Source organism: Candidatus Accumulibacter similis, from assembly GCA_013347225.1.
Lineage (GTDB): Bacteria > Pseudomonadota > Gammaproteobacteria > Burkholderiales > Rhodocyclaceae > Accumulibacter > Accumulibacter similis.
This window is the reverse complement of sequence record CP054595.1, coordinates 2,809,756-2,828,043: the sequence shown is the minus strand read 5'-3', so window position 1 is coordinate 2,828,043 and position 18,288 is coordinate 2,809,756. Positions and strand designations below refer to the sequence as shown.

The window sequence follows — 18,288 nt, the reverse complement described above, 5'->3', positions numbered from 1 at the left end:
AGTGTGACAGCGCGTCACGGTCGGTTGCTTCGATAGACGCCAGGCGCGCTGCCCGAGGCGGAATGCCCCACAAGAGGACGTCTGTGGACTTCGGCTTGGCGGCGTGGTCGTTCAGTTCTCGCGCATGCCGTCCAGTAGCGCCATGCAGTTGTGTCCGAGCACCCGATGGTTGTAACCGCCTTCGAGGATGGCGAAGAATCCGGCTCCGGTCTTGCGTGCAGTTGCGCGGACCATCCGTCCGATGTCAGTGTAGTCGGACTCCCCGAGCAAGCCCCCCCAGTCCTCGCGGGCATAGTCGAAACCGGCGGAAACTCCGATGATGTCGTAGGTCTCCGAGTCCAAGGCTACGCCCACCTGCCGGATGAAGTCCGCCGGCGAGTTCGACGCGGGGTTGACGATGGTCGCGTAACCCTTGTCCGCCAGGATATCGACCGTCCCATCACCGAAGTGCAGGTCGATGTCGAGCACAAGGGCCTTGGCGACCTTGCCCTCGTACCTCAGCCTTTCCAGAGCGATCGCCATATTGTTGAAGTAGCAGAAGCCCCAGCAACTGTCCGCCGAAGCGTGATGACCCGGGGGGCGGATGAGGCCGAAGCAGGGCTCGTTCATTCCGATCTCCGCAGCTTGGATGGCGGCACCCGCCGACAGCGCAGCGATGTCGTATATGCCAATCCGCCGGACATGCTCAATATGAGACTTTGTGTGGCAGCGGGCGATATCCTCTTCGCTTGCCGGTCGGGCAGCCACGAAAGTCACCGCATTCCGAATGACATCACGAATGGCCTCCATGCGTCCGGGTTCCGCTGCCGGATCGACCGCATAGGAATCGGTGAACTCCTCGCTCCAGATAACCTTCATTGACTCGCCTCCTTCAGCACGGACGCCAGGAGCCTGACTACTCTCCCGCCGCCAAAGTGTACGCGGCGAGCGGTTACTGGACGAGGCACTACGCCGGGACACCGCCCGGTGAATGCGCAAGACCCGCCCTTGGTGCGCCTGCCCGTGGGACCGCATTCCTTCGTGCAAGGCTGCGTGTGGGTTTGGTGGCATCCAAGCCCAAGGCCAGGAAGAGCCTGGGACAACTGCGCGCAGCTATCCTGGCCTGAAACTTTCCTCCCCTTTGCCGTCCGAGCCCTGACTACTCGCCAAAGTGGCGTTCGCTCTCCAACCACTCAGGCGCCTCTCGGAGGCGAATCAGGAAGTGCCTTCGCAGGACTCGCTGCCTTGATCGCCGACCGAGAATCAGTACTCCCAGAACATCCGCTGCAACTCCTTGCTGTCCTGGGTCTTGGTCAGAGCCACCGAGGCAAGAATCTTCGCCTTTTGCGGATTGAGGTCATGCGCCACCACCCAGTCATACTTGTCATCGGGTTGCTCGGCATTGCGCAACACAAAGCCGCCAGCATTGACGTGCGATGAACGAATGATCTGGACCCCTTTACCCCGGAGTTCCTGCAGAGTGGGCACTACCGCACTGCTCACCGAACCATTGCCCGTCCCGGCATGAATGATGGCCTTGGCACCACTCGCTGCAAAGGCGCGGTAAGCGGTATCCGTAGCGTTGCCTGAACCGTACGCGATTTCAACCGACGGCAGTGTCTCGATCCTGTCAATGTCGAATTCGGAGCCATTGGTGTGCCGCTTTGCGGGTAGACGGAACCAGTAGTTCTTGCCCTCGACAACCATTCCCAGCGGCCCCCACGGACTCTTGAAGGCTTCGGTCCTGATATTGACCATCTTCGAGACGTCGCGGCCACTGCTGATCTCGTCGTTCATCGCCACCAACACGCCTTTGCCACGGGCATCGCTGCTGGCCGCCACGCTGACCGCGTTGTACAGATTGAGCATTCCGTCGGCCGACATCGCCGTCCCCGGTCGCATCGAACCGACAAGCACGATGGGCTTGTCGGTACGCACCACCAGAGTGAGAAAGTAGGCGGTTTCCTCAAGCGTATCGGTGCCGTGCGTAATGACCACGCCATCGACGTCGCTTTGCTTGACCAAGGCCGAAACGCGCTTCCCCAACGTCAGCAGATTGGCATTGGTCAGGCTTTCGGAAGCAATCTGAAAAACCTGTTCGCCACGCACTGCGGCGATCCCGCTCAGTTGCGGAATGCCGGCGATCAGCTTCTCGACCGGCACCTTTGCCGCTTGATATGTGGCGCTGTTGGTGACATCGGCGCCTGCCCCTGCAATCGTGCCGCCGGTGGCCAGAATGACGACGTGCGGCTTGTCGGCAGCCAAGACGGCACTGACCACGAGACTTGATACCATTGCGATCAACCAGTGTCTTGAAGTGGCGTTGAACATGGTTCCTCCTGTGCGTGCAGTTGTGTACAGGGACTAGGCTGTCCCTGAAGCAGGACACCAGCTTGCTCGAACGCCGGGTCGTACTTTGCTTTGTACAGATTTCTTCCGGCTTGTCAACGCCGATTGAAGGCGCCCACGTTCTTCCCGCACACACCGATTGCGTACTGGTACCCCCCACAAGTCATGGCCCTTGCGCCAGACGACCGCCTGGAGGCCGGTCTGGAAGAATGGTTACCGGCGCGCCGCGCTCAATTTCAGGGGCTCGCTCCGCTTCTGGCGTTGACGATGTCGGCTTGGCGCTGATGCTTCAAGCGGTAGCGTTCTCCGGCGAGCGGCACGATATGCGAGCGGGGCATGAGGCGATCCACCAGACACGAAGCCAATCCTCGAAGCTTGGCACAAGGTCACATCCGCTTGCATGCGTGATAACGGCGGGAATTGGGGTGCCTGTTTTGGAGGTCGGGAGCAATGGCGAATGCGCTTCTGGAGGTTGAGGACGAGTTCTTCCACGAGCACCCTGAGGCGGCACGGCGGTGCGGTGGCGGCGAGAGACCAGCGTCTGAAGTGGCGTGTGATGCTGTCAATCGCCTGGACCCGGTTGCTCTCTTGCGGCGAGCCGGGGTTGCTGAATTGTAACCGGTAACCAGCCGGCGTTGTTCCCCACACTCGTCGTCCTGACGAGAATGCCTTCCCTGGATCACGGAATGGAGGTGAGGCATGGAGACGACGGCCAGGAGGTTGCGGGTGAAGCGCGGCGCGGAGCAGTGGCGGGTCCTGCTGTCGCGCTTTGACGGCAGCGGTTTGAGCGTCGCTGAATTCTGCGCGCGGGAAGGAATCAGCGATACCAGCTTCCATCGCTGGCGAAGCCGCCTGCAGGCCGGCGGCAGCAGCAAGCCCGACCGGGCGGCGCCGGGCGCCTTCCTTGACGCCGGCGTCCTGCGCCGCGAGCACCCGTCAGCTGCGCGTCTTGAACTGACCCTCGACCTCGGCCAAGGTCTGCAGCTGTCCCTTGTTCGCGGCTGATGTTCTTCCCGGAAGCGCGAATTCGCGTGCAGGTCTATGGTTGCCCGGTCGATCTGCGTCAATCCTTCGACGGGCTGATTGCGCTGACGCGCCACGCGCTGCGCGAGGACCCCGTGAGCGGACAACTCTTCGTCTTCTTCAACCGGCGCTCGACGCTGGTCAAGGTGCTCTACTGGGACCGCAGTGGTTTCTGCGTCTGGGCCAAGCGTCTCGAGGCTGGCCGTTTCATTTCCGACTGGTCCAAGGCGAGCACGCGTGAAACCGACTGGACCGGGTTGAAACTCCTCCTCGAAGGCATCGAGCCGGGGCGCATCCGGAAGCGCCACCGCCCGCCAGAGCGCCGTGAAAATGGCTTGTAAACATGGACTTGGCGTCTGGTTTCGGGTACCATCCGCACATGAACCCAGCCCCCTGGTCCGCCCTTTCCAGCCTCGAAGACGCCGCGACCTTGAGCCCGCAGAACGTCCTCGATCTCGCCGCAGCCTGGCGGGAATGGGAAAGGACCGGCGCCGTCCTGCGCCAGGAAATCGCCGGGCTCAGGCAGCAGATCGACTGGTTCAAGCGACAGCTCTTCGGCCAGAAGAGCGAACGCCGCATCGACATCGGCAGTCCCGGCCAGATGAGTCTGGGCGAATGGCCGAGTGAGCCGGCAGCGCCGGAAGCCAAAGGCCGTCCCGTCGTCGCCCATACCCGCAAGGCGGCAAGCCGGCGCAACGACGACGAGTCCGTACCCTTCTTCGACGAGACCCGCGTGCCGGTCGAGGTCATCGAACTGTCGGCACCGGAAACCGATGGCCTCTCGCCCGAAGACTACGAGATCATCAGTCACAAGGAGAGCTACCGTCTGGCGCAGCAGCCGGGGAGTTACGTCCTCATCAAGTATCGGCGGCCCGTGGTGAAGATCAGGGCCAGCCAGGCGCTCGTCTGCGCGCCGGCGCCGAGCACCGTCATCGACGGCAGCCGGGCGGACGTGAGCTTCGTCGCCGGCCTGTTGATCGACAAGTTCGCCTACCACCTGCCGCTGTATCGCCAGCACCAACGCCTCACCGATGCGGGTTTCACCGTCAGCCGGCCGTGGCTGACGCAGATCGCCCAGCAAGGAGCGGCCCTGCTCGAGGCGATCCACGAGGCGCAGTTGGCGTCGATTCGCGAGTCCAGGGTCAAGGCGATGGATGAAACGCCGATCAAGGCCGGACAGGGCGGGCCCGGGAAGCTGAAGCGAGGCTATTTCTGGCCCGTCTATGGAGAACGCGACGAGATCTGTTTCCCCTTCTTCGAGAGCCGCGAGATCAAGCACGTCGAGGCAGCGCTGGGGCTGACGCCTGGCGAGCGAGCGGTGCTGCTGTCGGATGGCTACCACGCCTATGCCCACTATGCGGCGAAGACCGGGATCACGCATGCCCAGTGCTGGACGCACACCCGTCGTGGCTTCTTCGAGGCGCAGGCCGCCGAACCGGAAGCCGGAGCCGAGGCGCTGGCGCTGATCGGCGAGTTGTATCAGGTCGAGGAAGACATCCGCCAGGCCGGGCTGAGTGGCGAGCGCAAGAAGGATCATCGGCTGGCGCATGCCAGGCCGGTCGTCGAGCGCTTCTTCGCCTGGATCGACGAACGGTTCGCGGCGCAGGGTCTGCTGCCGAGCAATCCGCTGACCAAGGCGCTGGCCTATGCCCGCGACCGCCGCTTTGGACTGGAAGTGTTTCTCACCGACCCGGACGTGCCGATCGATACGAATCATCTCGAGCGGGCCCTGCGCGTGATTCCGATGGGTCGCCGCAACTGGATGTTCTGCTGGACCGAACTCGGTGCCCGCCACGTCGGCATCCTGCAGAGCCTGATCGTCACCTGCCGGCTGCACGACATCAACCCGTATGACTACCTGGTCGATGTCCTGCAGCGCGTCGGACAGCACCCGGCAGACCGGGTCCACGAGCTCACGCCCCGCTGCTGGAAAGACCTCTTCGCCGCCAACCCGCTGCGCTCGCCCTTGCACCGGCAGGCTCCATAGGCGGGGCCAACGCCGCAGGGTTACCGGTTACGCTGAATTGATCGGCGGCGACATAGGCCGCGAGCGCATTGAGGTTGTCGAACGCTGGGCTTGGCGCCGTGCTCCTGTCGGGCAGAGAACCTTGACTACGTGGATTCCGAGAACCGGCCACTGGCATGTCCGCAGCGCTCGGTCATGTGCGGATGGATCGATTTCGGTGCTCCGGCCCGGGGCAGTGGATAGTCAAGGCACGCCGCCACTCATCACGCGGTGAAGGAGCCGCGATGCGGGAGGTTTTCGAGGCTTTCCCGCGCGAGATCGGCGATTGACAGCTGCGGCCACAGTCAAGGATGCCCCAGGTCGTCGCGTTGGATTTCCTATCCTTCGACCTTTCGGTGATGCGCCGCCGGAGGCAGCGGTGATTGTTCGGCCGCGTCACCAGCGCCGTTCAGATGATCATGGCAGGGCAATGATGCTGCCTACCCCGGCGCGGTCGAAACGGTCCTTGTAGCGATCGAGCAGTATCGAGAATCCCAGCTCGCTGGTGCAGTGTCCCGGCGCGATGCGCTCGACCTTAAGCGCGTTCTGTAGTGCATCGGCCACCCGGACCACTTCCTCGCGCGGGGACATGACGAGATGGAAACCCCCCGTCACCGTGTAGATCTGCGGGTCGATCTTCGCAGCCGCCTGGAGGATCACCTCGACGCCCGGATGCGAGCATCCGACCACGACAGCGAGCCCCTGCTGGGTTTTCAGGGCCAGCGAGAGCTCGTTCATTTCCATCGTGCCGGGCTTCTGCGAGCGCGTGGAAAGCACGTACATGCCGGGAAAGATCTCCTTCATGCCCTGGACAATTTCGAAGTTTCCCTTTTCCCAGGGCGTGCCTGTCGGAAGGCTGTCGGGAGCCTGTCCGTCGAAATAGCGCAGTTCGGGCGGAAGGCCGGTTTCGGTTTTCAGGAAGCCGCGCGGCACCTCTCCCTTGAAGAAGGCGCCTTCCTGCGGGGCGTAGATGCGTACGCCGGGATTGACTTCGAGCAGATGGGTCAGGCCGCTGGTATGGTCTCCGTGCCGGTGCGAGATCACCACCGCGTCCAGACGCGTGAGGTCGATACCCAGCAACTTGACGTTGTGGGCAAAGACGGCGGCGTTGTTGCCAGTGTCAAAGAGAATGCGCTTGCCGGCGTATTCGACGAAAGAAGCATAGCCCCAGTCGCGGCGCAGCGTGGACATGCTGCCGAAGGCATCCGAGATAGTGGTGATGCGCTTGGCATCCTGGGCGGAGCCGGTTGCCGGAAGCAGGAGCAGCACGGCAACGGCCGCAAGCAGTGACTTCATTGTGTCTCCTCGGGTGTTGTAATCGGTAACCCTGCGGCGTTGGCCCCGCCTATGGAGCCTGCCGGTGCAAGGGAGAGCGCAGCGGGTTGGCGGCGAAGAGATCTTTCGTCAGCCCGGCTGCCGTCGATGACGGTGCTCGGCGCCGGCGCGCAGACGAGCGCCTGGCTGGCCCTGATCTTCACCACGGGCCGCCGATACTTGATGAGGACGTAACTCCCCGGCTGCTGCGCCAGACGGTAGCTCTCCTTGTGACTGATGATCTCGTAGTCTTCGGGCGAGAGGCCATCGGTTTCCGGTGCCGACAGTTCGATGACCTCGACCGGCACGCGGGTCTCGTCGAAGAAGGGTACGGACTCGTCGTCGTTGCGCCGGCTTGCCGCCTTGCGGGTATGGGCGACGACGGGACGGCCTTTGGCTTCCGGCGCTGCCGGCTCACTCGGCCATTCGCCCAGACTCATCTGGCCGGGACTGCCGATGTCGATGCGGCGTTCGCTCTTCTGGCCGAAGAGCTGTCGCTTGAACCAGTCGATCTGCTGCCTGAGCCCGGCGATTTCCTGGCGCAGGACGGCGCCGGTCCTTTCCCATTCCCGCCAGGCTGCGGCGAGATCGAGGACGTTCTGCGGGCTCAAGGTCGCGGCGTCTTCGAGGCTGGAAAGGGCGGACCAGGGGGCTGGGTTCATGTGCGGATGGTACCCGAAACCAGACGCCAAGTCCATGTTTACAAGCCATTTTCACGGCGCTCTGGCGGGCGGTGGCGCTTCCGGATGCGCCCCGGCTCGATGCCTTCGAGGAGGAGTTTCAACCCGGTCCAGTCGGTTTCACGCGTGCTCGCCTTGGACCAGTCGGAAATAAAACGGCCAGCCTCGAGACGCTTGGCCCAGACGCAGAAACCACTGCGGTCCCAGTAGAGCACCTTGACCAGTGTCGAGCGCCGGTTGAAGAAGACGAAGAGTTGTCCGCTCACGGGGTCCTCGCGCAGCGCGTGGCGCGTCAGCGCAATCAGCCCGTCGAAGGATTGACGCAGATCGACCGGGCAACCATAGACCTGCACGCGAATTCGCGCTTCCGGGAAGAACATCAGCCGCGAACAAGGGACAGCTGCAGACCTTGGCCGAGGTCGAGGGTCAGTTCAAGACGCGCAGCCGACGGGTGCTCACGGCGCAGGACGCCGGCGTCAAGGAAGGCGCCCGGCGCCGCCTGGTCGGGCTTGCTGCTGCCGCCGGCCTGCAGGCGGCTTCGCCAGCGATGGAAGCTGGTATCGCTGATTCCTTCCCGCGCGCAGAATTCAGCGACGCTCAAGCCGCTGCCGTCAAAGCGCGACAGCAGGACCCGCCACTGCTCCGCGCCACGCTTCACCCGCAACCTCCTGGCCGTCGTCTCCATGCCTCACCTCCATTCCGTGATCCAGGGAAGGCATTCTCGTCAGGACGACGAGTGTGGGGAAGAACGCCGGCTGGTTACCGGTTACTCCAAAGGTGCATCATCCACCTATCGAGGTGTCCAGCGAAATTAGACCACTTCAGCTGAATTCTTGGGACCAGAGGGACGAGGGGAACACTTCTTGCTTCCCGCAGGTCTCCATTCCCCACTCCTTCCCGACACGCAGCGGGTGTCACTGCGGAACGACAACTGACCGATGATTCATTCAGCAGCCCCTCGCCTCCTCCGCCCGCCGGTCACTTTCCCGAATGGAATGGAGGTCATGGATACTCCGCCTGGCACGTCAGAGGGACTCGTTGAAGGACGCCCTTATTGTGGGTCATCTTGTCTGTCAGAAGCGAGCAAATTACTACTTTTCATTCGCAATCAAGCAATTAGATACATATACTGGCGGAGAGAGCGGGATTCGAACCCGCGTTAGGATATTATCCTAAACACGCTTTCCAGGCGTGCGACTTAAACCACTCATCCATCTCTCCGGAAGGCCGGGAATTCTAGCAGAAGGCCGGGGGAACACCAAACCGGACGTGCGCAGGCAGCGGGCGCACGTCCTGCAAGGTCACCCCGGGGGCTGGCGCGGAACCTCGGCCGGCCGGGAGTCTCTGCCCAAAGGACAAGTCATGCCCAAGAACCCCGTCGCCCATGAGTCACAGGCGGCCGCCCGTCTCGCCGAGCTGACGGCCGAGGCGATGTACAGCCGCGATGCTGCAAGTCGGCTGATCGGCCTGCAGATCATCAGCGTTCGCCCCGGTTACTCGCGAATGTCGATGGTCGTCCGGCCGGACATGGTCAACGGCCACCACATCTGCCATGGCGGCTATCTGTTTACCCTTGCCGACTCGGCTTTCGCCTACGCCTGCAACGCCTACAACCGCAACACGGTTGCCTCGGCGTGCCACATCGACTTCCTGGCGCCGGCGGCGGAGGGGGAGGTCCTCGAGGCCGAGTGCGAGGAGCGCTCGCGAGCGGGGCGCACCGGCGTTTACGACACGACGATCCGCAATCACAACGGCAAGGTCATCGCCCTTTTTCGCGGCAAGTCCTATCGGATTGCCGGCGAGGTGATCGCCGGACTGGAAGCCGAAGAAGCCCGCCCGGCATCGGCCAGCCCAGCGATCAGCCGGGTCGAGGGCAATCCACAGTGAGGCGCACCAGCAACGGGCGGCGAGCCGGGGCTGACAGGCAGGCTGACGGTGCCACGCCTTGAACGTGCCGTCCACGATTGCTGGGACCCGTGACGGCGCCAGCGCTTGGTCCGGCGACCGCCCACGCAGGCGGCGATCACCGCAGGAAGCGCATCAGCCAGGCCGCGCCGTGACCGGTGGCCGTCGCCCAGTCCGCCGCCGGCATCAGGTGTGGCGCACCCGCCAGTTCGCGGTAGCTCAGCCGCTCTGGCTGCAGGCGGTAGCGGCCGGCGAGCAGCGCGTGCAGCTCGCGTGCAGCCGCTGGCGGCACGACGCTGTCGCGGGCGGCGGTGATCGACAGCAGCGCAGTCGGATGGAAAGCGTCGAGCCAGGCGCCATCGTCTGCGGGCCGCGCCCATTCGGGCGAACCGAGCAGCGCCACGGCTGCTGCGTAGCGGCGATCGGCGGCAACGGCGCCATAGACGATGCAGCCCCCCATCGACACGCCGGCGATGGCGAGCCGGCCCGGCGCGCTCAGACCGAGCGCGAGCAGTTCGTCGACCAGCGGCGGCAATCCGGCAACGGTGTCGCCGACGATCTGGCGGAAGACCGCCGCGTCCTCTCGTGGCGAGCCCGTGACCCGGTGTTCGAAGCCGGCAGGGCGCCGCCGGCCATGGGCGACGGCATCGATGCCGACGGCCAGCAGGCCGAGGTCCGCCAGGCGGAGCAGTTCGGCAAGGTGCGTCTCCTTGCTGGCGCCGTAGCCGTGCACCCACAGCACGGTCGGCAGCGCGCGGACGCTGCCGGACGGCCGTACGAGCAGCAGCGGCACCCCTGCCAACAGAGATTCTTCGACCTCAGCCATCAGCGGTGACCGCGCCGGCCGGCAGCCATGCACGCGGCAGCGTTGCCGTCCACTGCAGCCGCTCGACGAGGCGCAGGAACTCCCCCGCCAGCGGTGCCACGACGGTCAGTGGCATGCCGCTGACAGGGTGCGGGAAACGCAGTTCGGTGCACGCCAGCAGCATTCTCTGGCAGCCCAGCAGCGCGCGGAAGACGCGGTTGTGCGCCGCCTTGCCGTAGGTCGTGTCGCCGATGATCGGATGCGCGATGTGCTTCAGATGGCGACGCAACTGGTGACGACGGCCGCTCAGCGGCGCCAGTTCGAGCAGCGCGTAGCGGCTGTGCGGATAGGGGTCGACGGCGTGCGGCAGCTCGATCGTCGCCAGTCGGCGATAGCGGGTGATGGCCTGCTGGGCGGTCGGAGTGGCCGCTTCGTCGTCAGCCTCGTCGTCGCCGAAGCAGCGGCGCAATGCATGGTCGATCTCGCCCTGCAGTGGCGGATATCCTCGGACGACCGCGAGATAGTGCTTTTCGACCTGTCGCTGCGTGAACATCTTGTTCATCACCCGCGCCACCTCGCTGCTCAGGGCGAACAGGAGGACACCCGAGGTGCCCCGGTCGAGCCGGTGGATGGCGTAAACGTGGCAGCCGAGCTGGTCGCGCAGCATCTGCAGGGCGAAGCGGCGCTCGTGCGCGTCGAGCACGGTGCGATGCACCAGCAACCCGGCCGGCTTGTCGATGGCCACCAGATGTTCGTCACGAAAGAGGATCGGCAGCACGGCCCGGTCGCCTGACGCTGTCGAGGCCACTAGCCGCCGGCAGCCGGCGACGCCGCGCGGCCGTCAGCCGCAGGCGCTGGAAACTCGCCGTCGAGGTAATACCAGCGACCATCCTCGCGGACGAATCGACTGATCTCGTGCAGCCGCCCGCCGCGCCCGGCAAGGCGATAGCGGGCAACGAACTCGACTGTCGCAGCATCCGGCGCAGCCGGCAAGTGTCTTCGAATCTGCAGACCGAGCCAGTGAGTCGCGGCAGCGTCGTCGAGCCCAAGCGGCCGTGTCGACGGGTGCCAAGTCGCCAGCAGGTAGTCGTTGCGGCCGCGAACGTAGGCGCTGTAGCGCGAGCGCATCAGCGCCGCCGCGTCGGCAGCGCTGGCGACGCCGGCGTGCAGGGGAGCACAGCATCCGCCATACGGACGCTGGCTGCCGCAAGGGCAGGCCGCTGCGTCGCCGCCGCCTTCCGTCCGGGTCGTGCCGACTTCCGTTCTCCGCTTCATCCTCGTCCGCCGCTGCCTGCGCTGAGCGGCAAAGGATGCCACAGCCTGCCAGCCGGCGCCAGGCGAATCGACTGCCAACACCGCATCGGAGTGCTCGCCGGTAGCAGCTGGCGGCCGCGAATGGCCACTGCAGACGGCTGCGTGCTGCCGCAAAAAACACTCTCTGCTACAATCCCATGCTTGTTTTCCGGAGGTCCGCGGACCCTCGCCGAAGCGCCAACCCTGCTTTCCCTTTTCCGAGACAGAGGCAACCATGCAACCCACAGTCAAACCCCGCAATCCCAATTTCTCGTCGGGACCATGCAGCAAGCGCCCCGGTTATGATGTCAGCGCGCTGCAGCTCGACACGCTGGGCCGCTCGCATCGCTCGGCACTGGGCAAGAAGGCACTGGCGCTCGCCTGCAGCGAGACGGCCCGCATCCTCGGGCTGCCGGAGGGCTATCGGGTGGGTGTCGTGCCCGGTTCGGATACCGGCGCGGTGGAGATGGCGATGTGGTCGCTGCTCGGTCAGCGTGGCGTCGACGTCCTCGCCTGGGAGTCCTTCGGCTCGGGCTGGGCGACCGATGTCGTCAAGCAGCTGAAACTCGCCGACGCACGCGTTCTCAAGGCTGACTATGGCGACATCGTCGATCTGTCGCAGGTCAACTTCGACAACGACGTGGTCTTCACCTGGAACGGAACGACTTCCGGGGTGAAGGTGCCGAATGGCGACTGGATCGCCGACGATCGTGCCGGGCTGACGATATGCGACGCGACCTCGGCCGTCTTCGCGATGGATCTGCCGTGGGAGAAGCTGGACGTGGTGACCTTCTCGTGGCAGAAGGTCCTCGGTGGTGAAGGTGCGCACGGCATGCTGATCCTCGGCCCGCGCGCCGTCGCTCGGCTCGAGAGCTACGCGCCGCCGTGGCCGCTGCCGAAGGTCTTCCGCCTGACCTCGGGCGGCAAGCTGAGCGAGGGCATCTTCCGCGGCGAGACGATCAACACGCCGTCGATGCTCTGCGTCGCCGATTACCTCGACGCACTGCAGTGGATCGAGAGCATCGGCGGCGTCAGCGCGGCGATTGCGCGCAGCGAGGCCAACCTCGGCGTCGTCGCCGACTTCGTCGCCGCCAACGACTGGATCTCCTTCCTCGCCCGCGACCGGGCAACGCGCTCGAATACCAGCGTCTGCCTGAGCGTCACGCTGGCAGCCGAGCAGGTGAAGAAGATGGTCAAGCTGCTCGAAGGCGAGGGCGTCGCTTACGACATCGGTTCCTACAAGGACGCACCGGCGGGAATCCGCATCTGGTGCGGCGCGACGATCGACAGCGCCGATCTGCAGGCACTGATGCCTTGGCTGGCTTGGGCCTACGCGCAGGTCGCCGCCTGACGCCGCCAGGTATCACCCCCCAACAAACAGCTTCGGATGACATAGCCATGTTCAAGGTCAGAACCTATAACACAATTTCAATCAAGGGGTTGGAACGTTTTCCCCGGAAGTCGTATGAAGTTGGCAGCGACATCGCCCATCCCGATGCCTTCCTTCTGCGCAGTCAGAAGCTGCAGGGAATCGAGGTCCCCGCGACCCTGCTCGCGGTCGCCCGCGCCGGTGCCGGCGTCAACAACGTACCCGTCGCCGAGTATGGCAAGCAGGGGATAGTCGTCTTCAACACTCCCGGCGCCAACGCCAACGCCGTCAAGGAGCTGGTGATGGCGGGCATGCTCCTCAGCGCGCGCGGCATCATCGACGGCATGAATTACGTCCAGTCGCTGTCGGCGATCAATGACTCCGCCGAAATGTCGGCGCTGGTGGAGAAGGCGAAGTCGCGCTTCGCCGGCAGCGAGCTGCGCGGCAAGACGCTCGGCATCGTCGGTCTGGGTGCCATCGGCTCGATGGTCGCCGACATGGCTCTGGCGATGGGCATGACGGTCGTCGGTTTCGACCCGGTGCTGTCGATCGACGCGGCCTGGAGGCTGTCGAACGAAGTCAGCAGAATGGAGAACCTGCAGTCGCTCCTTGCACGCTCCGACTACATCTCGCTGCATGTGCCGGCGGTCGACACGACGCGACACATGATCAATGACGATACGCTGGCGGTGATCAAGCCGGGCGCCGTCCTGCTCAACTTCGCCCGCGACGCGATCGTCGATGCGGCCGCGGTGCTGCGTAGCCTCGACGCCGGCCGGCTCGGCAGGTATGTCTGCGACTTCCCGGAGCCGGCGCTGCTCGGCAAACCGAAGATCATCGCCATGCCGCACATCGGCGCCAGCACCGAGGAATCCGAGGAAAACTGCGCGGTGATGGCCGCCGACCAACTCGTCGATTATCTAGAGAACGGCAACATCACCAACTCGGTGAACTATCCGAAGATCGCCATGGAGCGAAGCCCCGGAACGGTGCGCATCACCTTCGCCAACGAGAACGTCGCGGGCGTCCTCGGGCACGTGCTGTCGATCCTGGCCGACCACAAGGTGAATGTCGTCGACATGGTTAACAAGAGTCGTGGCGAGCTCGCCTTCAACCTCATGGACGTCGAAAGCGAGCCGGATGCGGCGGTGATCGACGCCATCCGCGGAGTGGCGCACGTGATCCGCGTGCGCGTGATCTGAGTCCAGCGGGGATCTGCCGCCCGCCGGCCGACGCCGGCTCGTGCCGGTGGCCGGCGGAACAGGCCGCCCCCTGCGACAAGGGAACCGCGGGCGGCCACCGCCGGTCCGACAAGAGGATGCTGGCGGCCGGCGACGGCGGCGACCTCGACAATCAGCGGAGGAGACGATGACCGGGCAACTGTTTGTGACTCCAGGCTGGCACGAGCTTCCCTTGCTGCTCTTCGCGCTGGCGCTGGCGCTGGTCTTCTTCCTCGTCATCCGCCAGAACGCCAGGGACTATCGCGAAATCGAGGCCTGGCTGGCCGAGGAGGAAATCGGCAGCTAGCTCTCGTGCGGGCACTGCGTCAGCCCTTGCGGATGCCCTTTTCGAGTTTGCCGACCATTTTCTGCAGTGCGCGTTCGTCGAGCAGGCGTTGTGCCTCCTGCGGCTCGACCCACCGCCGTTCGCGGTGGCTCTCTTCCCACTCTTCTTCGGGAATGCTCTCGGTCACTTCCATTGGAAAGACGGTGACGGCGCAGACACCGCCCCACTTCCTGTACTCGTACTGGCCGATCGGCTCGGCGGCGACATTGCCCCGCACGCCGCCTTCTTCCAGCGCCTCCTTGGCGGCGGAATCGCGCAGCGACAGTTCCTGCTCCTTGACGCCCTTCGGTACGACCCAGCGGGTGCCCTTGCGCGAGGCGATCAGCATGATCTCGAGCCGGCCATCGACCAGCCGGTACGGAAGGACCGCAGACTGGGTGAAGAAGTAATCCGGCACCGGTCCCCGGTTCGTCTCATCATCGACCTCGCTCACGGGCGGTTCCGGTACCTGACCCGGGCGGGTCAACGAGATCAGGTGGCCACAGCCGCGCTTCAGGTCCGTCCAGCTCTCGACCATCTCGAGCCGCGCCAGCGCCGAGGTCGGCAGCAACTTGCCGTCATCCGGAATTGCCAGCTGCTCGTGGCTGAGATACTCCACCAAATCCTCGAGCCCCGGATTGTGTCCGACGACCATCACCCGCCGCGCACTCTTCGGACAATCGGCGAGCGCCGCCAGCAGATCCTCGACCGGCGCCGCGTAAAGCCGCTCGTCCCAACGCACCGTCTTCAGTGGCAGCCCCATCGCCTTGCACGCAGCCACCGTCGTCGCGCGGGCACGCTCGGCCATCGAGCTGACGACGAGATCCGGAACCAGTTTGTGGTGCTTGATCCAGGCACCCATCTTCTGGCTGCCCAGCCGGCCGCGATCGACCAGCGGCCGGTGGAAATCCTCGTGACCGGTACTCCAGTCGGACTTTCCGTGCCGCAATACCAGCAGTGTCTTCTCGGTCATGGCGCAACTCCCCTCCCCTCAAAATGGTTCGACAAACGAGGCGGAACGCAGCAGCGATCATCTGCCAGAGCGACCCGTCACAGCCGATATGATACCGGATGCCCGTTCGCCAGCGGCAGCCCCGCGGTACGCCGGCAGCATCCCGGACCGCAGTACGACGGCTAGCTGCTGCCGGCGCGCAGCGCCTCCAGCGGCGCGCTCTGCAGCAGGCGCGCAGCCGCGAACCAGCCGGCGGCGGTGACCAGCAGGGCACCACCGCCGATCGCCAGCGGCAACAGCCATAAGTTGATCGCGACCTCGAAGCGGAACACCTGCTGCGCCAGGAACTGTCCCACGGCAATCGCCCCGACGGCGGCGATCAGCCCGGCAAAGGAGCCGATGGCGGCGAATTCGGCAAGCAATGTTCGCCGCAACTGTTCTCGCCGGGCACCCAGAGCGCGCATGACCGCCAGTTCGTAGCGCCGCTCCTCGGCCGCCGAAGCGAGCGCGGCGTGCAGGACGATGACGCCTGCCGCGAGCGTGAACAGGAAGACGAACTGTACCGCACGGGCCACCTGCTCCATGATCGACTGCAGTTGACGCAGGATCGCCGCGACGTCGATCACCGTCAGGTTCGGGAAATCCCGCACCAGGCGGTTGATCACGTCGGCTCTTTCCGGTGGCAGGTGAAAACTGGTGATCCAGCTTGCCGGGTAACCTTCGAGAACAACCGGCGGCGTGAGGACGAAGAAGTTGACGCGCATGGTGTCCCAATTCACCTTGCGCAGGCCGACGATCTTCATGCCGATCCGTTCGCCGGCGACGACGAACTCGATGCGGTCGCCGACCACCAGCCCGAGAGTCCGCGCCAGCCCCTCCTCGACCGAGGCGGCCGCGTCGTCCGCTTGGCCCGCGAGTTCGCCGGGCAGGAACCAGCGACCCGCACCGACACTGTTGCCGGCAGGCAGGTCTGGCCGCATCGACAGGTTGAACTCGCGCTCGATCAGTCGCTGCGCACGGTCGTCGGTGTAGTTGCCGGCGCCCACCTCGGCGCCGTTGATGCGCGTCAGGCGCCCGCGCACCATCGGTGCCAGCTCGGTCGGCACCCCCTGCGCCAGCAGCGCTGCGCGCACCGGTCCGACCTGCTCGGGCTGGATGTTCACCACGAAGCGGTTCGGTGCATCCACCGGCACCGCCCGCCGCCAGGCATCGAGCAGGTCGCCACGAACCACCGTCAGCAGCAGCAGCGCCATGAAGCCGAGCGCCAGCGCGACGATCTGCACGACGCTGGCGTGGGCGCGCCGCTCGAGGCTGGCCAGCCCGTAACGCCAGCCGATCCCAGCCCCGCCAACCGCACGGCTGCCACCGCGCAGCGCCGCCGCCAGCCGGATGGCGCTGCGCGCCGCGACGGCGAAAAGCAGCATCGCCAGGCTGAATCCGGCGAGCACCCAGGCACCGAGCTCGACTTCGCCGGCAACCCAGAACATCAGGCCGGCAAGGGCGAGAAAGCCGAGCAGATAGCCGGCGACGGTACCGCCCTGTGGATTGCCGAGTTCGCGCCGCAGGACGCGCAGCGTCGGCACCCGGTTGAGCTGCAGCAATGGCGGTACGGCGAAGCCGAAGAGCAGCAGCAGACCGACGGCGATGCCCTGCAGCGCCGGCAGCAGCCCGGGCGGCGGCAACGGTGTCGCCAGCAGCTGCGCCAGCCAGGCGTGCAGGGCGAAATGTGCGGCGTAGCCGAGAACACAGCCGGCCAGCGCGGCCAGCAGGCCGAGCGCGGCGAACTGGCCAAGATGCAGACGCAGCAGCAGCGCCTGTGTCGCCCCGAGGCAACGCATCACGGCGCAGGGGTCGAGGTGGCGCTGCACGTAACGGCGGGAGGCCAGTGCCACCGCCACGGCCGCCAGCACCACTGTCAGCAGAGCGGCGAGGCCGAGGAACTTCTGCGCCCGTTCGAGCGCGCTGCGAATTTCCGGCCGCCCGTTCTGCGGGTCCTCGATCCGCTGCCCGCGCTCCAGCCGCCGTTCGATCTCGCGCTGGAAGCGCTTGACCAGCGGCAGGTCGCCGGCCAGCAGCAGGCGGTACGCGACACGACTGCCGACCTGCAGCAGCGCCGTCGCCGGCAGATCGTCGAGATGCATGAGAAGCCGCGGTGCGACGCTGAAGAAGTTGATGCCGCGATCGGGCTCCAGCGTCAGCACTGCGCCAACCAGCAGCGTGCTTTGCCCGACGGCGATGCGGTCACCGACCCCGGCGCCCAGCGCCGACGCCAGGCGCTCGTCGATCCAGGTCGTGCCGCGCGGCGGGATACCCGCTGCCGGCGCATCGACTGCATTCGGCGCCGGCGCGACACGCAGCGAGCCGCGCAATGGATAACCGGCGGCGACGGCCTTGATCTCCGCCAGCTGTGCCCGCAGATCGTCGCCCGCGCCGTGCGTCACCATGCTCGGAAAGGTAACCGTCGCGACCACCTGCAAACCATGCGCGCGCGCCTGGTCGACGACGCTCGTCGACCACGGCTGATCGGCGGTCAGCAGGAGATCGGCACCGAGCAGCTGGTGTGACTCGCGGTCGAGCGCCTGCCGCACCCGGTCGGCGAAGAAGCCGACGGCGGTCAGCGCGGCCACCGCCACCGCCAACGCCGTTGCCAGCAGGCGCAACTCGCCGCCGCGCGCATCACGGCGCAGCATCCGCCAGGAAAAAGAGATCAGTTGCACTTCGTTGCTGGATTCCGGTGATTCCGATGCTGCGGCGAGCGGCCGGCGCATGCACGATGCTGCGCTTGCTGGCCAGCCGGCTTCCGTGCGCCGCCCGCAACGTCCGTGGCCGCGCCACGACCGACACCCGCGGCGGCGCACGGCGAGGAACTCTGACAGTCGCAGGATACTCCAGTTCAGGGGCGGCGCGATTGCGTCGCCGGCGACGCTCGTGGCTGCTACAATGATCAGGGGAGTCTGGTGGAAGCGGTGGTGCAGGATGGGGTTCCTGCCGCCTGCTCCGGCGCCGGACAGCAAGTGGAGAGAACGTCGCAGGAATCGCTGCCGGCAGGGAGCCGGCTGGACGGAGCGA

18 protein-coding genes and 1 tRNA gene are annotated in these 18,288 nt (G+C 65.6%); 7 read left to right on the top strand and 12 right to left on the bottom strand.

Annotated elements, in window-relative coordinates; translation table 11 throughout:
* Positions 1–111: 111 nt before the first annotated feature.
* Positions 112–858 carry a histone deacetylase family protein gene (locus HT579_12510; GenBank protein QKS29657.1) on the bottom strand — a complete coding sequence of 249 codons (747 nt, stop codon included), beginning with the start codon at positions 856–858 and terminating at the stop codon, positions 112–114.
* Between the two features lie 384 nt (positions 859–1,242).
* Complete coding sequence (locus tag HT579_12505; GenBank protein ID QKS29656.1) at positions 1,243–2,310, bottom strand: asparaginase; 1,068 nt, start codon at positions 2,308–2,310, stop codon at positions 1,243–1,245.
* A 717-nt stretch (positions 2,311–3,027) separates the two neighbouring features.
* On the opposite strand from HT579_12505, the gene HT579_12500 reads away from it, so the two are divergent.
* From HT579_12500 to HT579_12490, 3 genes are read left to right on the top strand one after another with little or no spacing between them, the layout of a single operon-like run.
* A complete protein-coding gene (locus HT579_12500; protein QKS29655.1) occupies positions 3,028–3,333 on the top strand; it encodes a transposase in 306 nt (101 codons plus the stop codon).
* The gene (gene tnpB, locus HT579_12495; protein ID QKS29654.1) at positions 3,333–3,692 is read left to right on the top strand and encodes an IS66 family insertion sequence element accessory protein TnpB; all 360 of its coding nucleotides are present in this window, start codon (positions 3,333–3,335) and stop codon (positions 3,690–3,692) included. The genes HT579_12500 and tnpB (HT579_12495) overlap by 1 nt, the downstream gene beginning before the upstream one ends.
* A gap of 38 nt (positions 3,693–3,730) precedes the next feature.
* The gene (locus HT579_12490) at positions 3,731–5,338 is read left to right on the top strand and encodes an IS66 family transposase (GenBank protein ID QKS29653.1); all 1,608 of its coding nucleotides are present in this window, start codon (positions 3,731–3,733) and stop codon (positions 5,336–5,338) included.
* Between the two features lie 435 nt (positions 5,339–5,773).
* Here the strand turns inward: HT579_12490 and HT579_12485 are convergent, their stop codons facing one another.
* The 5 genes from HT579_12485 to HT579_12465 all read right to left on the bottom strand — a co-directional run bounded on the left by HT579_12485 (position 5,774) and on the right by HT579_12465 (position 8,571).
* On the bottom strand, positions 5,774–6,652 hold the full coding sequence (locus HT579_12485) for an MBL fold metallo-hydrolase (protein ID QKS29652.1): 879 nt from the start codon (positions 6,650–6,652) through the stop codon (positions 5,774–5,776).
* Positions 6,649–7,332 (bottom strand): hypothetical protein, encoded by a 684-nt coding sequence (locus tag HT579_12480; protein QKS29651.1) that lies wholly within the window; start codon positions 7,330–7,332, stop codon positions 6,649–6,651. The genes HT579_12485 and HT579_12480 overlap by 4 nt, the downstream gene beginning before the upstream one ends.
* A 38-nt stretch (positions 7,333–7,370) precedes the next feature.
* Positions 7,371–7,730, bottom strand: a complete 360-nt coding sequence (tnpB, locus tag HT579_12475; protein QKS29650.1) for an IS66 family insertion sequence element accessory protein TnpB — start codon at positions 7,728–7,730, stop codon at positions 7,371–7,373.
* Positions 7,730–8,035, bottom strand: coding sequence for an IS66 family insertion sequence element accessory protein TnpB (locus tag HT579_12470; protein ID QKS29649.1), 306 nt, complete (start codon positions 8,033–8,035; stop codon positions 7,730–7,732). The genes tnpB (HT579_12475) and HT579_12470 overlap by 1 nt, the downstream gene beginning before the upstream one ends.
* 445 nt (positions 8,036–8,480) lie before the next feature.
* A tRNA-Ser gene (locus HT579_12465) sits at positions 8,481–8,571 on the bottom strand.
* Positions 8,572–8,712: 141 nt separating this feature from the next.
* Here HT579_12465 and paaI point away from each other — a divergent pair.
* Complete coding sequence (gene paaI, locus HT579_12460; protein QKS29648.1) at positions 8,713–9,237, top strand: hydroxyphenylacetyl-CoA thioesterase PaaI; 525 nt, start codon at positions 8,713–8,715, stop codon at positions 9,235–9,237.
* 136 nt (positions 9,238–9,373) lie between these two features.
* On the opposite strand, the gene HT579_12455 is transcribed toward paaI, so the two are convergent.
* The 3 genes from HT579_12455 to HT579_12445 are packed head-to-tail and all read right to left on the bottom strand — an operon-like array spanning position 9,374 to position 11,335.
* Complete coding sequence (locus tag HT579_12455) at positions 9,374–10,081, bottom strand: hypothetical protein (protein ID QKS29647.1); 708 nt, start codon at positions 10,079–10,081, stop codon at positions 9,374–9,376.
* Positions 10,074–10,838, bottom strand: coding sequence for a pseudouridylate synthase (locus tag HT579_12450; GenBank protein ID QKS29646.1), 765 nt, complete (start codon positions 10,836–10,838; stop codon positions 10,074–10,076). Before HT579_12450 ends, HT579_12455 begins: the two co-directional genes overlap by 8 nt.
* Positions 10,839–10,867: 29 nt before the next feature.
* Positions 10,868–11,335 carry a YchJ family protein gene (locus HT579_12445; protein QKS29645.1) on the bottom strand — a complete coding sequence of 156 codons (468 nt, stop codon included), beginning with the start codon at positions 11,333–11,335 and terminating at the stop codon, positions 10,868–10,870.
* A gap of 253 nt (positions 11,336–11,588) precedes the next feature.
* On the opposite strand from HT579_12445, the gene HT579_12440 reads away from it, so the two are divergent.
* The 3 genes from HT579_12440 to HT579_12430 all read left to right on the top strand — a co-directional run bounded on the left by HT579_12440 (position 11,589) and on the right by HT579_12430 (position 14,249).
* Positions 11,589–12,704, top strand: a complete 1,116-nt coding sequence (locus HT579_12440) for a phosphoserine transaminase (GenBank protein ID QKS29644.1) — start codon at positions 11,589–11,591, stop codon at positions 12,702–12,704.
* A gap of 47 nt (positions 12,705–12,751) precedes the next feature.
* Positions 12,752–13,924, top strand: a complete 1,173-nt coding sequence (locus HT579_12435) for a phosphoglycerate dehydrogenase (GenBank protein QKS29643.1) — start codon at positions 12,752–12,754, stop codon at positions 13,922–13,924.
* A 166-nt stretch (positions 13,925–14,090) separates the two neighbouring features.
* On the top strand, positions 14,091–14,249 hold the full coding sequence (locus HT579_12430) for a hypothetical protein (GenBank protein ID QKS29642.1): 159 nt from the start codon (positions 14,091–14,093) through the stop codon (positions 14,247–14,249).
* Positions 14,250–14,268: 19 nt separating this feature from the next.
* Here the strand turns inward: HT579_12430 and HT579_12425 are convergent, their stop codons facing one another.
* Together HT579_12425 and HT579_12420 are read right to left on the bottom strand one after the other, a co-directional pair.
* A complete protein-coding gene (locus HT579_12425; protein ID QKS29641.1) occupies positions 14,269–15,240 on the bottom strand; it encodes a histidine phosphatase family protein in 972 nt (323 codons plus the stop codon).
* A 161-nt stretch (positions 15,241–15,401) separates the two neighbouring features.
* Positions 15,402–17,987 (bottom strand): FtsX-like permease family protein, encoded by a 2,586-nt coding sequence (locus tag HT579_12420; GenBank protein ID QKS29640.1) that lies wholly within the window; start codon positions 17,985–17,987, stop codon positions 15,402–15,404.
* Between the last annotated feature and the right edge of the window lie 301 nt (positions 17,988–18,288).

Excerpts from the sequence above, each read along its gene's own strand:
- HT579_12490 (QKS29653.1), top strand. The coding sequence starts at position 3,731 with ATGAACCCAGCCCCCTGGTCCGCCCTTTCCAGCCTCGAAGACGCCGCG.
- paaI (QKS29648.1), top strand. The coding sequence starts at position 8,713 with ATGCCCAAGAACCCCGTCGCCCATGAGTCACAGGCGGCCGCCCGTCTC.
- HT579_12485 (QKS29652.1), bottom strand. The coding sequence starts at position 6,652 with ATGAAGTCACTGCTTGCGGCCGTTGCCGTGCTGCTCCTGCTTCCGGCA.
- HT579_12425 (QKS29641.1), bottom strand. The coding sequence starts at position 15,240 with ATGACCGAGAAGACACTGCTGGTATTGCGGCACGGAAAGTCCGACTGG.
- HT579_12420 (QKS29640.1), bottom strand. The coding sequence starts at position 17,987 with ATGCGCCGGCCGCTCGCCGCAGCATCGGAATCACCGGAATCCAGCAAC.
- HT579_12440 (QKS29644.1), top strand. The coding sequence starts at position 11,589 with ATGCAACCCACAGTCAAACCCCGCAATCCCAATTTCTCGTCGGGACCA.
- tnpB (QKS29650.1), bottom strand. The coding sequence starts at position 7,730 with ATGTTCTTCCCGGAAGCGCGAATTCGCGTGCAGGTCTATGGTTGCCCG.
- HT579_12445 (QKS29645.1), bottom strand. The coding sequence starts at position 11,335 with ATGAAGCGGAGAACGGAAGTCGGCACGACCCGGACGGAAGGCGGCGGC.
- HT579_12455 (QKS29647.1), bottom strand. The coding sequence starts at position 10,081 with ATGGCTGAGGTCGAAGAATCTCTGTTGGCAGGGGTGCCGCTGCTGCTC.
- HT579_12430 (QKS29642.1), top strand. The coding sequence starts at position 14,091 with ATGACCGGGCAACTGTTTGTGACTCCAGGCTGGCACGAGCTTCCCTTG.
- HT579_12480 (QKS29651.1), bottom strand. The coding sequence starts at position 7,332 with ATGAACCCAGCCCCCTGGTCCGCCCTTTCCAGCCTCGAAGACGCCGCG.
- HT579_12470 (QKS29649.1), bottom strand. The coding sequence starts at position 8,035 with ATGGAGACGACGGCCAGGAGGTTGCGGGTGAAGCGTGGCGCGGAGCAG.
- tnpB (QKS29654.1), top strand. The coding sequence starts at position 3,333 with ATGTTCTTCCCGGAAGCGCGAATTCGCGTGCAGGTCTATGGTTGCCCG.
- HT579_12500 (QKS29655.1), top strand. The coding sequence starts at position 3,028 with ATGGAGACGACGGCCAGGAGGTTGCGGGTGAAGCGCGGCGCGGAGCAG.
- HT579_12510 (QKS29657.1), bottom strand. The coding sequence starts at position 858 with ATGAAGGTTATCTGGAGCGAGGAGTTCACCGATTCCTATGCGGTCGAT.
- HT579_12505 (QKS29656.1), bottom strand. The coding sequence starts at position 2,310 with ATGTTCAACGCCACTTCAAGACACTGGTTGATCGCAATGGTATCAAGT.
- HT579_12435 (QKS29643.1), top strand. The coding sequence starts at position 12,752 with ATGTTCAAGGTCAGAACCTATAACACAATTTCAATCAAGGGGTTGGAA.